The 15587-nt window shown below is 63.5% G+C and carries 6 protein-coding genes and 1 CRISPR repeat array; of the genes, 2 read left to right on the forward strand and 4 right to left on the reverse strand.

Features of this window, described 5'->3' with window-relative positions; genetic code table 11:
- Positions 1-83: 83 nt before the first annotated feature.
- The 3 genes from ACFWF2_RS31090 to ACFWF2_RS31100 all read right to left on the reverse strand — a co-directional run bounded on the left by ACFWF2_RS31090 (position 84) and on the right by ACFWF2_RS31100 (position 8689).
- Positions 84-6470: a PA14 domain-containing protein gene (locus tag ACFWF2_RS31090; protein WP_379311049.1), complete on the reverse strand. Its 6387-nt coding sequence runs from the start codon at positions 6468-6470 to the stop codon at positions 84-86.
- Positions 6471-7259: 789 nt separating this feature from the next.
- Positions 7260-7553 carry a hypothetical protein gene (locus ACFWF2_RS31095; RefSeq protein ID WP_379311050.1) on the reverse strand — a complete coding sequence of 98 codons (294 nt, stop codon included), beginning with the start codon at positions 7551-7553 and terminating at the stop codon, positions 7260-7262.
- 389 nt (positions 7554-7942) lie between these two features.
- The gene (locus ACFWF2_RS31100; protein ID WP_379311051.1) at positions 7943-8689 is read right to left on the reverse strand and encodes a murein transglycosylase; all 747 of its coding nucleotides are present in this window, start codon (positions 8687-8689) and stop codon (positions 7943-7945) included.
- A 123-nt stretch (positions 8690-8812) separates the two neighbouring features.
- Here ACFWF2_RS31100 and ACFWF2_RS31105 point away from each other — a divergent pair, with 123 nt between their 5' ends.
- Positions 8813-9373 (forward strand): hypothetical protein, encoded by a 561-nt coding sequence (locus ACFWF2_RS31105; protein WP_379311052.1) that lies wholly within the window; start codon positions 8813-8815, stop codon positions 9371-9373.
- A 585-nt stretch (positions 9374-9958) separates the two neighbouring features.
- On the opposite strand, the gene ACFWF2_RS31110 is transcribed toward ACFWF2_RS31105, so the two are convergent.
- On the reverse strand, positions 9959-10294 hold the full coding sequence (locus tag ACFWF2_RS31110) for a hypothetical protein (RefSeq protein ID WP_379311053.1): 336 nt from the start codon (positions 10292-10294) through the stop codon (positions 9959-9961).
- Between the two features lie 1440 nt (positions 10295-11734).
- Positions 11735-14392: direct repeats of the CRISPR family, unit length 29 nt; unit sequence GGGCTCATCCCCGCTCGCGCGGGGAGCAC.
- Between the two features lie 712 nt (positions 14393-15104).
- Between ACFWF2_RS31110 and ACFWF2_RS31115 the strand changes: the two genes are divergently transcribed.
- A complete protein-coding gene (locus ACFWF2_RS31115) occupies positions 15105-15302 on the forward strand; it encodes an excisionase family DNA-binding protein (RefSeq protein ID WP_379311054.1) in 198 nt (65 codons plus the stop codon).
- Positions 15303-15587 lie beyond the last annotated feature (285 nt).

A 15587-nucleotide genomic window follows, 5' to 3' on the forward strand; every position in this document is an offset into this window, starting at 1 on the left:
CCTCGGTGCCATGACCGAGGCGCGCAACGCAGTGGTGGAACTCGACAGAACAGGTATCTGCTCACTAGCACGAATGGGACATGCTACAACCCGTCGTCACCAAGCCGTACCTTGATTATCTCACCGGATGGAGCCTTGTAGTCGGCAGTATCACCACCGTAGTCCCTGGCGCTACTGCGAGTACCCCATGTTGCACTCTCTCCTGGCTTAGTCCAGAGCGTATATCCACCACCCTTCTGGTTCGGCGTCCATCCTTGCTGCTTGAGCTGATTCTCGAATTCGGTTTTGCCCATCGGGGTTCCACGATTCTCATATCGAGCTCCTTTGACGGTCATGTCTCTATAGCTATACGAGGGGCCCGGCTCTTTCGAGGTAAGCGGGAAAGCCGCCGGCGCCTTCGCTGGCGGGGGGTTCGTTTTTCCGTTGCTGTTGTTCGCCCCGCCTCCAGAACTAGCACCCGTGCCCGTACCACCGCTCGCGGGTGGTTTGGAACTGCAGGTTGTGCAGGTGGCGGGCCCTCCGCCTCCTCCGCCTGTTCCACCACCACGCGGTCCTCCGCCGCCACCAGCAGTTGTGGGTCCTCCACAGGTTGCCATGGAAACGCACCGTGACGCGTTGGTGCCGGTGAGGTCGAGTTGGTTGATGGGGTCGCCGTTGACGTATTCGTAGTCGTTGGCGGACCCACCGGAGATAGGATCGGTCTGCAGGAACCGGCCCAGGATCGGCAGATAGGTGCGCGCGCCCATCTCGAGAGCTTGCTGAGAGGCGACGTGTTCGATCGGCACGGTGTGTTGGCCGAGCCAGCCGAAGTCCATCCCACCCTCCGCAGTTGCAGGGATCGGAATGTCACCGATGACACCTGTGACAGGGTCGATGTTTTGCCCGTACGGGTCATACAGATGCAGTGCACCAGTGCGAGCACCTGAGCCGTCTGCAGTGAACAGGATGCTGCCGTGCACGTTCGGGTACGACCAGTTGGCCGACGTGCCTGCGGCGTAGTTCTTGGTCAGCAGTACCCCGCCAGGCAGCTTCACCAGCCGCTGCCGTAGTCCGCCCTGGCTGTCGAGGACGAATTCGGGGCCGTCGCTGCCGTTGGTGAATCCGTACTTGGTGACCTGAGCGGGGTTGGCGCCGTCTTTGGTGGTGCGAGCGGTGATGCGGTCGATCACGTCCCGGGTGTAGGTGACCGACTTTCCGGCAGCGGTGACGGTGCTGATGTGGCGGCGCGTCGAGTCGTAGGCGAGCGTGTCGCTACCGATTTTGATCGTGTTGCCGTAGTTGTCGTATGTGAACGACAAGTTGGAGGCGCCGTTGGTCGACAGCAGCCGATCGGCGTGGTCGTAGCAGTAGTTCGTCACGGTCGCCGGCGCACCGTTGTGACTGTCGGTGAAGCGGGTCCTGTTGGTGTTCAGTCCCGCCTTGGGGTTCGTCCCGCATCCACCGTCGGCGGCGAACTCATAGGCCATCTGATGAAACGGCACGTCTGCTGCGACTAGCCGTCCGACGCCGTCGTAGGTGTAGCTGTAGTTGAACGTGGCACCACTGTTGGCTGTATCGGTGACGACTTCGTCGGTAATCCGCTGGTCTCGAGACCGTGTCACCGCGCTGGTAACTGTCGCCCCACCCGCGGTCCAGGCCCTTGAGGTGGGAACGCCGGTGTCGTTGCGGCCGATGGTCAGCCCGGTGTTGTTGCCGTAGGCGACGGTGCGCAATTCATCGGCTTGGTAGATGGGTGTCGCCACCGCGGTGCCGTCCAGATCCACACGTGTCAACCGGGATGCGTTGTCCCATCGATAGTTCAACGTCGATGAGGTGCCCCTGACGGTGCTGGTCTGGCTGGTCTTTCGACCGGCGAGATCGTAGGCGGACGTGGTGACCGTGCCAGAGGCATCGGTGTAGGACGTGACTTGACCGAGTAGGTTGATCACCGCGTGGGTCGATCCGCTGTCGTCGCTGATCTTCGCTTTGCGAGGGTCGCCATCGACGGCGTAGTCATAGGAGATCGTCCGAGCCGCCATACCGTCCATCGCGGGGAAGGACTTAGCGAGAACCCGGCCCCGAGCGTCGTAGCTTACGCACGACCACGGTTCGTTGTTCGCTCGCATGGCAGCGATTCGGCCCGCAGCGTTGTATACGGTCTCCAGCACGTTGACGATGTTGTCGGAGGTTTTTGCCGAACGCACGGTCTTGACGCGCCCGCCTTGATTTACCGCCTCAGAATTCGAAACACAAGGGTTCGCACGGGTTTCGGTGTCTCCGTAGTACTCCGAAGTACCACGGTTTTCGATGCTGTTCAGGTCACCGGCAGGCCGGGTTGCTGCGAGCTGTCGGAGGAAGCCGTCGCCAGGTTTCTCGAACCGTATCCGGCTGGTCAGGCTGAGACCGTCGGGGTCGCCGATGGTCGCGGTGCGTAGCCTGAAGACGGGATCGGTTCCGTTCGCAGGATCGGAGTACTCGCTCGATGCGTTGAGGGATGGCGCGCGTTCGTGCCCACCAGAGGTGTTGTAGCTGACCTTGCTGGTTTCCAACCCATAGCGGGGCGCTAAGGCGCTACCAGGCACTGTGACTGCTGTGCCAGAACCCGGTGTCGTCCAGGTGAAGTCGATGCCACCGGTGTTGCCGGAGCGGTTGTAGTAGTCCACCCGCACCTTGTGTCGGCTGCCGGCTACCTGGTTGGTGAAGGTACCCGACGATACGGTTGCGGTATTGTCGGTCCAGCTGTCGACGATCAGTACTTCATCGATCCACAGTCTCACGCCGTCGACGGCAACGAACCCCAGCTTGTAGTCACCCACCTGGGCCAGTTCGATCTCTCCGATCATCCGGGCAGACCAGCCGCCGGAATTCGTCACCGGCGGTGTTGCACCCCAGTTCTTCGACAAGGCGCCGTCCGGAGCGCCGACACCGGTCGCCCATTCTTTGGGGACCCCGGCTAGGTAGGGGTTGTCGTAGTAGGCGGTCTCAAGTCCGAGGATGTTCTCGTCGTAGCCGAGTCGATTGTGCGGCATGGTCGAAGCGCACGCTGGCGTGGGAACCAATCCGTTGAAGCAGCCTGCAGGCGCCGGACCGAATTGATCGGTGGGACGGTCAGCGTGATCGTAGATCACCGTGCTGCGGCGACCGGCGGCGTCGATCGCCGCGGTCTGCTTGTCCTTGGCGTTCCACTCCGACCGTGTCGTGTCACCGACGGCATTGGTAGAGGTCAACTGCCGACCGGACTCGTCCCAGGTGACAGTGAGGTCGCCATAGGTATCGATGCCAGAGATATCGACGGCAGCCTTCTTGTTCGCGATCTCGTAGCGGTAGAAGTGCGCTGGGCGAGAGGCCATGTCGCGACCGTGGTGCGTCGGACCGGTCACGCTGATGGCTCGCGAATGTGGCGGCCTGGTACCTGACGTGTCGTCGTAGAACGCGTCGTATTCGATAGTGGTGCGTTCGTAGCCGGGCACGATCGCTCCGATCGCCCGCAGGTCCACCGCCAGGCTGTCGCGGATCTCGTTCAACGACCCGACGCTGTTGATCGCCTGCAGCTTCTTCTCGGTGTTGCTACCTGCCTGGTCGTAGGTCAGCTTCGCCGCTTCCAGGTTCAGGTAGCTGTAGTCACGGATCTCCGATCCCGGGTTCTCGATCCGGGCCAACGCACCCACCATGTACCACAGGCGGGTTTCGGTGCCGTCCCAGTACTCGATCCGGCACAACTTCTGCGCCGGCGCGTGATGCGAACCGGTCGGACCAGAAGCCCCGCCATAACAATTGTTGCTGTTGTCGGTGTTGTAGTGCAGCGTATGCGCCCGACCAGAAACGGGATCTTTGATTTGGATCAGTCGAGCAGGCGAACCGGCATACAAGTACTGCAATGACGCCGGCTTCTTGCTGTCGTCAACCTTCGACACGGCTGCCAAGGTGCCGTCGACATTGAATACCGACACCACACCGTCGACGGTGTGCGAGACGCGGCCACCCGGATCGATGGCGAGGACGCCGTCTTCACCGGCCGGTGGGGCGTACCCACCCTGAGAAACTTTGGTCCAGCCATGCTTTCCACCCGACAAGTCGGTCAGAACGACCGAACCATCCAGAACATCAGCGTGGACGAAATTGCTTCCCATCAAACCCAAAGTCCAGCCGCCCGGAAGTGGCGACGGGTCCTGGGCATAGAGCCAGTCCGTCGTGACGATCCGCGGGTTCCAGTTGATGGACCGGGAGGTTGGAGCACCTGTGGTCGATTTTGCCCACAGCACCATCTGCGGTTTCTCGGTGCTGCTGTGATACAGCTCGACCTTCAGCGGCACTCGCTCGCCCGCGCTCAACGACACGTCGGTAGCCTGCTTCGCAGTCGCGTTCGAGAACGTCGAGTCGACGGCTGCTTTGGTCGGTTTGTCGTAGGTGAGAGTGTTGTTCACCCAGATCTTGGCGCCGTCGACGTGGCTGCCGGCGAAGCTGTAGTCGCCGGTCACCGGTGCTTGGAAGTAGCCTTCCCACCGGATCACGAACCACTGCTTGTCCAAAGCAGCCGGCATCGGATCTTCCTTCCAGGGAAGATTCTCCGACACGTTCGACCAGACGTTGCCCCAGTCCAGGTTCACCTGCGCTTCACCGCGCACCATCACCGGCGTCGCGTCAGCTACCCCGTTGTGGTCGGCATCATTGAAGTACGAGGCCCGGACACCGTGGGAATCACCGCCCTGGCGAGAGTTGTAGGCGAAGGTCACACCCGCCGAGCCACCGAGCGCTTCGAACACCGGTCCCGCGGCAGAGGTCATGGTGTTGCCGTTGAACAGGTTGACAGTGACCGGTCCGAAGTCGTCAGTCGGGGCAGGCCCTGGATTCCCGATCCGCTTGTCGAGTTTGAAGTGTCGAACCCAGTTCTGCGGAGATGGAGTCGACCCACCCGAGGGCACCGTGGCCACTGTCCACGAGTATCGGGCACCATCACTCAACACATGTTGAGGGACCGTCCACTTCGGTGTGGAAAGACAGCCTGAGTCGACGACGCTACCGGAGCGGCCGTCGAATCCGGTCGAGATCTTGAAGCAGTACTTGGTGCCCGACGGGCCCGCACTGACCTCTATGGTCGGCATATCAGTCGCGACCACCGCGTCCTCGGCGGGAGCGACAGGATTGACCTGCGGCCCGGCCGGCGGAGGCGTGGTGCCGCCGTCGTCGGTGTAGTCCACGACCAATGCTGCTTGCAACTGCTTGTAGGAGTAGATGTTGGTCTCGGTGCCGCCGAGCATGACCCACAGGTTCTTGTCCGTCGCACTCACACGGTCGCCGACCGCAGTGGCCAATGCCGGGGAGGTGAGTGACCCATTCTCCCCGATGTTGGCCGCAGCCAGTTCGGCGCCGCGGGCGTTGTAGCCCAACGGGGTCGTAGCCTGGAACAGCTTCACCTCTGAGGCTGGCTTCTGTTCGGCCGCCGTCGAGGCCAGTTTCAGATCCATCCGCGCCGAGGTCACCGTTTTGCCCGCCAGCGGGGTCAGGTCGTAGCGGACCGCGGAGCGCCAGAATGCGTTCTGGCCGAGAAAGTTTCGGGCGTTGCCGGTGCGGATGCCGCAGCTGAAGCTGCACGGCGAACCACCCTGATTGTAGGTGCGCGCTTCGGACTGCTGACCGAAATCCCACGTGTAGGTCGGGTCGACCACGATCGGGAACTTGCGGGCCTTATCGGTGAGCCAGTTCTTGTCCACCGACACGATCAACTGCCAGTCATCACCGGCACGCTTGACCTCGTAAGAGCCACCCGTGCTGGCCGGGCCCTTACGGTCTTTGTCCTTGACCTTCGGATCGGTCAGGTTGCCCGCCGAGTCCCAGACCTCGATCGGCGGCAGCACCGCGACGACCTTGCCGGACTTGTCGGTGATCTTGACGATCTTGCCGTCGACCTTCGGCGTCAGATCCCCGGTGTCGAGGGTGAATACCCACCGGCCCTCGCCGACCGCCGACTTGTTCTTGAGGATGACCGATTCCTTGACCGATTCGGCGGTCACCTCGTAGGTGAGGTCGGTGTTCGGCAGCGCGTTCGTATAGGTCGCTTTCGAACCGTCGATCTTACGACCGGCTTTGCCAGCGCCGTCGAGTTTCACAGTCACCGGGACTCCGCCCTGGTTGACCTTGAACAGTGCCGGGTCGTTGGCGAACTCCGCCAGCTCCACCCCGGCCTTGGTACGCACAGTCTGGACGCGCTTGGAGTCCTTCTTGTCGACCAGGCGAGTGTCGACCGGCGCCCAGCCGCCCTTGCCATCGGGAACACCTAACGGGTCCTTCGATAGGACCAGGGTTTTGGTGCCGTTAGCGTTGGTGAACTCGATCGAGTTCTCGCTGCGGCCTGTCTCTTTCGACGTCTTTGGGTCGAAGGAGCTCTTCGGCGCTGGCTTGCCGCCACCGGCCAGCAGCGGCGTGAAGTCAGCCTCCTGTGCGGGGGGCTGCTTTTCTGGTTTCGACTTTGCTTTCGACAGCATCAGCGGCATCGTCCGAGGGTCCTTGCCCTTCGGCGCAGCCGCAGCCTGCGGTGAGACCACAACCTGGGTCACCACAGCGATGAACAACATTACCAATATCACCGACCACGCCACAGCGCTGCGGAATATCCACACAAACGGTAACCAACGCGCGAGCGCGTCCGTCCGTCGACGAATCCTCATCACTCTCCACACACGAAAGCCCCGCAGTCGGGGCACTCAAACCAACGAAACCGAGCATCAGACGGACAGAAGTCAGGGCATGGATCGCTCGCACGGCCGGGATGAGCGGCACAAAAATGGGTATGCCCGGATCGCACGGGCGGCCATTCGGCCCCGCGCAACCCGGGCGTCACCTACACACTCGCCACTGACCGGCGACGATCTCCGTCGAGCCGGGACCTGAAGCTACGCAAGCTCGTCACACCGTCCTTGTCAGCAGCTGCCCGTACACCCCCCAGGCTCCACATCCAGGTCTTCTCCGGCCGAAGAAGGCCCACACACTCGACCGAATCCATTGGTCGAGCACTCACTGACTCAGCCCATTCCCATCCATCAGCAAACCTCACATTGCCGCTGAAGACTCCACACTCACCAACGTCTCGAACTGCTCGACATCCAGCAGCGCAGACGACACACACCACAGCTGCATAAATGTCGCCATATACCGGCGACGCAGCTGACCAACCCAACAACCGCCGCCGCACAGGCGGCCGGCGACGGCGCTACGACCGTCCGAGCATCCTCTCCACGAGGGGTAGGCGGAGGCAGACGTGTCGAAGCACCGGTTTCGGTGATCTACTTCGGGCAGCTGGGGTTGGCCGGGTCCGTGGTGCACATCGGGGCGCTGCCGCTACCCAGACCGGCGCTTCCGGTGCTGACCGGGGTATCGGCGACGGTGTCGGCGTCGTCGCCATCACCGAGGGTGATGCCGAACGAGGACCCGGACCCACCGCTGCCGGTACCCAGCAGGGTGACCAGGTCGACCAGGTCCCCACTCGAACCGGTGCCGGCCGAGGCGGTGCCGGCCATACCCAGCATCAGACCCGAGGCCACCACGACGGCAGCACCGACCGCACGAAACTTGTTCACAGAATTTCTCCTCATCAGAACGTTCATCACGACTCAGGTCCCCACCGAAAGTCGCGCCCGCAGATTAAATCTACGGCACGGCAATTTGTAACACGGCGACTTGCCGATGACAAGCGATTTCACCGACTATTCCTTTCCAATGTGGACTGACACGAATTTCTGCCCAACTCCCCTATCAGGGCACGCCAAGTCGGCCGCTCTCCCAATATCGGAGTCGGCTGAAACGTAGCGAGCTTGATCGCTGAAATAGTTCGATTGCGCACGCAAGCTGCTTTCTCGGACATATATCCGATGAAGCTGTTTCTATGTCCTATTACCCGCGCTTGTGTCGAAAGCTCACCTGGAATCTCCTGCACCTGGCCTATCGCTTTTCCTTCATGGCGACCACTTCACTTCGATGCGTACGCGGAGGCTGCCGCATGTATCTGGCGGACATAGGCATCGGAGTGGTTGTAGGCGAAGACAGCAGTCCTCCAGCCGCGGCCGGTAGACAGGTCTCCACCGGAGGCGCACAGGTAGCGACCTGCGGCCAGGGCCGCGTCGTCGATGTTGTCCGCGCTTCCCAGCGATCCCTTCGACGTCCCCGGTTTGCCGTTGGCGAGGATCTTCTCCAACGTCTGGTAGTCGATGTCAGCCCGCACGCCCCACCGCTTCCAGGTGTCGGGGATGAACTGGAACGGGCCCGCGGCCTGGGCATAGACCGTCTTGCCCGCCCGGTGTGTCGCCTCGGGATCGATGATCCGGGCGTTGCCATTGGTCCCGTCGAGCGCGACGCCACGGATCACCGGCCGAACCTGCCCTTCACCGGTGATCTTCGCTCCTCGATGACGACCGTGATCGCTTTCCACCCGCGCGATGCCCGCCAGCGTTGTCCACCCGAGATGGCAATCAGGCTGGGTCTTCGCCAATACAACCGTTGCATACCCGTAGGCCTGCAACGCCCGCACCGGAATCCCCAACTTGCCCGCCCGCTTGATCGCCCAGTCCTGCAGCGCATCGGTGGGACGGTCGGCGGCCACCAATGCAATCGCAGGAATCTCCTCCGCCCCAGGTGCTGTCATGTTCTGGGCATCGCCCGATGGTTGACCGCAGCCGGCGATAGGGACAAGAACGACCGCCGACAGCAGAATTGACACTCCACCCCTGCGCCAGCGTCGCGCTACTGGTGAGGCAGTTGTCACCGTTGCACCTTCGCGCGCGTCGGCGCGTCGGGATCGACCACTCACTTTCCGGTCGCTTATCTGCATGGCCGAGCCGTTGTGGTCGTGGTCGGCTTCTTCGACGTGATCGACGTCGTGGGACGTTGGGTACGTGTCGTCGACGACGGGCGCGTGGTTGTCGGCTTCGGTGTCGTGGTCGATTTCGGCTTGGTCGTCGACGGAGTCGTCGTGCGGCAACTACTCGGCTTCGGCGTTGTCGTCTTCGTCGTCGACGACGGGGTCGTCGTTTCCGCGGGAACCACGACAGTGACGGTCGATGGTGGGACAACCTGGGTTTCGGTGACGACACCGCCCTGTTGCGGTGCAGGGGTCGGCATTGTGACGCTTCCGTTGAGCGAGACGTTGGGCCACTGCGACCCGGACGGAGTCTCGGTCACGGTCGTCGGAGCCGGGGTTTCGGTCGTCGTGTCGGTGACCGTTTCAGTCACCACAGGCTCATCTCCGCTGACAGGATCGACTGGGGCAGTCTCGGTCACAGTGACCGGTTCTGAACCGATCGTTTCCTCGATCGAAGCGCTGTCCATCGTGGGGTCTTCGCCAGGAAGCGGGATGTCACTGGGGGTTTCGGAGATAACGCTCGGCTCGGTTGTTTCCGAGTAGGTGCTCGAGTCGTAGCCGCCGGGCAGCAGCGCGGTGATGTCGTCAAAACTCTGAGTCCCCGGAACTTCTTCCGACAACGCAGCAGCATCGCTGACTGCATCGGAGCTTTCGGAGTTGGTTCCCGTCGCGATCAAGACACCGATTCCCGCGCAGACCACTGCAGCTGCGACTGCAGCGTAGGGAAGGTGACGTCGAGCGCTGTCCGACCTGACATAGGCGGTGATCTGTTGCCACCGTCGGGTGAGCGCGGAACTCGACGCCGAGCCCTCACCCTGGTCTCCGGCTTCGCCGTCGAGGGGTTGTTCGGTGTCGATTTCGTCGTCGTCGACCTCGCCACCGGCGGGGTCCTCCGGGATTCTCATGACCTCGGTCCGGTCGGGATCGACCCCGACCAACTCAGGCTTTTCCGATGGTGACACTGGTTATGCTTTCTTCTCAGCGACGGGCTTCACCGGCGGTCAACGCCGGCTCGACACCCGTCGTCGCCCCCCCAAGGGGCCTTTCGATGAGCCGTGGCAACCTATCGTCGCCAGGCCAGTCGCTCACCGGCTGTCCAACATCGAACTTACGGCGAGCACGGACATCTCACGAACCGGTGACGACACCTCTCAACAATCGGCCGACGAATCCCGCGACCGCGTTCTCCACCGATCCAGATCCATCGGGCCCGTCTTGGGACCCGGTATTGAAACTGCCCGACGAACCAGTAGTCGAGGATCCGGAAAGCCCTGGCCCGGAGAACGAAGAACCGCTGTCGCCAGTGTCGGACTCAGATTCATCTTCCTGATCAACCGGCTCATCGATCTCCGTATACGGCGACACAGGGATCGGCTCGGCCGTAGCGACAGCGGCCGGCAGTACCACCGTGCCCAACAAGCCACCGGAAACGATGATTGCACGCAGGAAACTCTTGCTGCCCAAGGTTTTGTCCTCTCACTCCACAACAAAACCACCGCCGCAGCCCACAGGCCGACAGCAATGGATACAACTCAAACTGCTTCACACTGAGGCAGATGCCCAGCCCACAGAATGTGGATTTCGGCTTTTCGGGATTTGACCGGCCATCCAGACCTGAGTCGGGGGCCGATGAGCCGCAGGCACCTGTAGACAGGCGCTAGGGATCATCGTTCGGTTGGTCACACACCTTGCCGAAACATTGGATTAATGACGCAACGCGGCTAACCGTTAGAACCACAGCAGCACCAGAAGCGGCAAACCAAGCCACCCTAGCGGCTTCCCTGGTCGCTAGCTTCACTTCTCAGGCATATCGGCGCTATCGGCGAGGGCCGTGTGGCCGATCAGTCCAGGCAGCCCCACTGGACAGGATCGAACGTCAACCAACCACCGTCGCCAGTTGCCGCGCACTTACGGCCACGAACACCACCACGCCCGATGCGCGCCCCGCGAAACGTGCCACTGGCATCTCCGCGCCACCCCCGATTGGGAACCCTCATCACACCAAACCACAACCATCACACTTGAACCCAACCTCACAGAACGAGCGGATCTTATACACAACACGACCCAGATCGCTCAGCGAACAAACATACAACACCAAGATCAAACTATGATTCACCTCACATTGCACCGAACGAGGCAGCGCAATTCACTTCACATCAACCTGGATGCCTGATTCGGAAACGTGTTGATACACGCAAGATTTCACATCACCCGGATCGAAACCCACTACAGGCACCGAACGTAGGCAATCTTCGACGCCCGATCGACTGTCCAAAACTGCTGACCCACAACGTTATTCATCATCATCTACCGCGAGCGCTACTGCCCGCATGCCCCACGCCAGCCCGCCAGGCAGAGATCTGCCAGCCCACCGTCACGATCACCGCAGACCTGCAACGGCCCCGCCGCGCCCGAGATAGGGCCAGGCCGCCCTGTCCCTGGCGTGAAACACACCTTGACCAGCGACTCCGAACACGCCAGTCCGCACCGAATGACCCTCGGCGCTTAGCGCTTGGGCAATCGAAATCACGCATGATCGAGCGTCGAACGCCGCCACGATCGGCGATTTAGGTCACACAGAATATTCTCAGGTTGGACGTAGGTGCGGCGCCTGTTGACGCCTGAAAGTCACCGCCCCGAGGGCCGCAGGCTTACCTGGCACTCAACAAGGAGCAGCATCCACCCATCGCACCAGATGCACGTTGCTACCTGGTCCACGACACACTCGCGCAGCACTTCTGGACCGAAGAGCACCCGCGATCCGTGCTTCGCTACCTCCAAGTGATGCGTTTCAAGTGACACGACAGCATGTGCCCACTCCTCCTCGCCCGGCGGTCGGCGCCCCACACCAAGCATCCACCCGAAAACACCAGGTCGTCTGCGTTCCCATCCTCGATGTGAGGGCTCATCCCCGCTCGCGCGGGGAGCACCGCCGTCTGCGGTGACCACGGTGATTGCGTGAGGGGCTCATCCCCGCTCGCGCGGGGAGCAGACGCCCTGGAGGAACGCCGACCACTCGCCGTCGGGCTCATCCCCGCTCGCGCGGGGAGCACGACAACTTGTCCGGGGCCTCGTCCGGGGAACTGGGCTCATCCCCGCTCGCGCGGGGAGCACGCGGCCGCAGCTTTCCCCACCAAGTTGAAAAAGGGCTCATCCCCGCTCGCGCGGGGAGCACCGCTCGCTCGGGGCCAGCTGCTCCAGCGCCCAGGGCTCATCCCCGCTCGCGCGGGGAGCACCCCTCGCGGCGGGCCATCTCGGCGATGGCCTTGGGCTCATCCCCGCTCGCGCGGGGAGCACCTGGAGGTAGTCGAGACCGACGACGGGCGCAGGGGCTCATCCCCGCTCGCGCGGGGAGCACTGGGCGGCCTCGTCCTGACGACGCGCATCGACGGGCTCATCCCCGCTCGCGCGGGGAGCACGCTTGGTCCCGCAGCGGGACGGAGTCCGCGTTGGGCTCATCCCCGCTCGCGCGGGGAGCACCCTCATCCGTGGTGCGGGGGGCTTTTCTCAGGGGGCTCATCCCCGCTCGCGCGGGGAGCACACGGTTTCCTTTCGTGACGTGGGGTTCGTGCCCGGGCTCATCCCCGCTCGCGCGGGGAGCACGCCAAGCTGACGCATCCGCTCAATCATCAGCTGGGCTCATCCCCGCTCGCGCGGGGAGCACTTGCAGTAGCGAACCACCGGACACACGGTCGCGGGCTCATCCCCGCTCGCGCGGGGAGCACTGAACCCACCTGAGTCCAAACTCCACGGGGCAGGGCTCATCCCCGCTCGCGCGGGGAGCACCACGCTGGTCCGGGCGTTTGCACGACCACACCGGGCTCATCCCCGCTCGCGCGGGGAGCACTAGGTCGGCGAAAGGATCAGTGTGCGCATCGAGGGCTCATCCCCGCTCGCGCGGGGAGCACTTCACTGTGCTGCTGTAGTAGCCCTGGCCGCCGGGCTCATCCCCGCTCGCGCGGGGAGCACTGGAAGCGCTCGAAGAGGTTATTCGGCGCGTGGGGCTCATCCCCGCTCGCGCGGGGAGCACTCGAGGTTGTTCCGGAACAGAAGACCGTCACCGGGCTCATCCCCGCTCGCGCGGGGAGCACGGGTGGTGGTCGCGGAGATTGCGCCACTGGGCGGGCTCATCCCCGCTCGCGCGGGGAGCACGCGCGTCGGCCGCGCCTTGTGCATGTCGGCGTAGGGGCTCATCCCCGCTCGCGCGGGGAGCACGCGATGTAGCTGGGGTTGTTGCCGGGCGGGTTGGGCTCATCCCCGCTCGCGCGGGGAGCACGTGGACGGGGTGTGGCACACCCGCGACCAACGGGGCTCATCCCCGCTCGCGCGGGGAGCACATCAGCTCGAACCCGTAGTGCTCCGCGGTGGGGGGCTCATCCCCGCTCGCGCGGGGAGCACAGGCGGATACGCAGTGCGACCGAGGAGAAGTTGGGCTCATCCCCGCTCGCGCGGGGAGCACCAGGCGTTTCGGGAGTCCGAGCCGGTCGAGGAGGGCTCATCCCCGCTCGCGCGGGGAGCACCCCCCCTGATCGCCTACGCCTTGGCGTGGCTCGGGGGCTCATCCCCGCTCGCGCGGGGAGCACACCAAGTAGCAAGAGCAGTCTGCCGGTTGTCGGGGCTCATCCCCGCTCGCGCGGGGAGCACCTCGGTCTTCACGTCATCGACGTCCCAGAACCGGGCTCATCCCCGCTCGCGCGGGGAGCACGCATCACCCCACTGAGGGAGACACCGCATGTGGGGCTCATCCCCGCTCGCGCGGGGAGCACGCGACCGTGCCGGGCGGCAGCGCGCCGAGCGGGGGCTCATCCCCGCTCGCGCGGGGAGCACGGCCAGCCAGGTCACGACCGCCAGGGTCACCAGGGCTCATCCCCGCTCGCGCGGGGAGCACAGCACCTTCAACCCGTACCGGTGTTCGAGGAGGGGCTCATCCCCGCTCGCGCGGGGAGCACGGCCCGACTGGGACGTAGATGTCGACGTAGTGGGGCTCATCCCCGCTCGCGCGGGGAGCACGAGTCGACGAACCTCGAGACTCTGAAGAGCGTGGGCTCATCCCCGCTCGCGCGGGGAGCACAGCCGCAGTCGTGCGCCGACCGCGAATGCGTAGGGCTCATCCCCGCTCGCGCGGGGAGCACGTCACCTGGTCGGTCGGCTTGGGGAAGAACACGGGCTCATCCCCGCTCGCGCGGGGAGCACGACGCGGTCTGGCCGTCGACGGTGAACGTCCAGGGCTCATCCCCGCTCGCGCGGGGAGCACAGGGACCTTCCGAGCGGGTCAGCGCGTTTGGGGGGCTCATCCCCGCTCGCGCGGGGAGCACCATGTCAGCGACGAGATTCTGTCTACGCATTTGGGCTCATCCCCGCTCGCGCGGGGAGCACGAAGACTGATGAATCCTCGGCAACGCTGGTCAGGGCTCATCCCCGCTCGCGCGGGGAGCACTACTCGAACCCCTTTCTGCCCCCTGAGCTGCAGGGCTCATCCCCGCTCGCGCGGGGAGCACACCGCCCACCCGGTCCCCGCCGAGCTCGTGCCGGGCTCATCCCCGCTCGCGCGGGGAGCACACTAACTCACCTGCAGGTTTGCACGCCAAACACCCGATTTACATTCACTTTTCACCGACCACCACCAGCCTCCAACATAGTTCAACCATTCCGCCACCCCTCGGTAGATCCCGCAGCCGCCAGCCACCTACATCTCGTCAGGTTTCACTGGTCTGCCGGATGCTGCGAGGACTCAGACGTCCATCGCCCGCAGACGAAGGCCAAGCCTTTGAGCCAGGACCCAGCGGATCCTGGCGTGAGAGTGCTTTGGAAGTGCACGCCAGTGAAGATTCCATGATCCTCTTCGCGACATCGAGCGGCAACGTTGCCTAGCCGACCTGTACTGGCGGCCAAGTCGTTCCCAACAACTGCGCTGCAACCAACTTAAGGCTACTGGCGAAGTCTCCCAATCTCAGGTTTCCTGAAGGGGAAGAGCCATTGATCGGGCAGACGAACAGGTGCCCGATGCACAACCTGGATATTTCACAACTCACGGCTACCCGCCGGCCATCGCGATCGCCGAGACGCACGGCCGTGCCCCACTCAGCACAGTCGCCAGCCGTAGTCATACTGGTCGGCGGGAGCCCTCCACGACGGGCTCGCTCATGCATCCAACATCAGGGGATCAGGACCGCAGCCCTCGAACGCTACGACGAGATCATCGGCCGCGGGCAGTGCCGCAGGCAGCGGTTGGCCCACGAGACTCCCAGCCATCACCTCGGGTCAACCCACGATGTCACGGCGTAGCCCGAAGCGCACCCCGAACCCAAGCCGCTACGTATCCATAAAGTTCGCTGCCGAACGAGCTGGGGTCAGTACCGACACCATCCGAAGGATGATCGCGGACGCCACGCTTCCCGCCTACAGGTTCCGCGGCCAGATCCGGATCGCGCTCGAAGACATCGACGCAGCAATGCGACCGATCAACTGACGTTGCATCACTATGCCCAATCCTCGGACATCAGCCGAACCATGGCGATCTGTGCCACAAATCACGAGCCAGTGAGGCATGCACGGGCTTACAGCGCGGCACGGAGCGACGTTTCAGCACCCCGCTGCAGAGCTCCTATTGCACGTATATTGCACGAAAAAAGCAGGCCGTCGCCTTTGGGGCTCTGACCTGCTGATTTGTGGTGGTCCCAGCTGGTTTCGAACCAGCGACATGGCAAGCGCACTCGAAGGCGATGGGGTCGCCTCGTCGGCCAGCCGACTGAGG

It is taken from the genome of Nocardia sp. NPDC060259 (assembly GCF_042728775.1).
Classification (GTDB): Bacteria; Actinomycetota; Actinomycetes; order Mycobacteriales; family Mycobacteriaceae; genus Nocardia.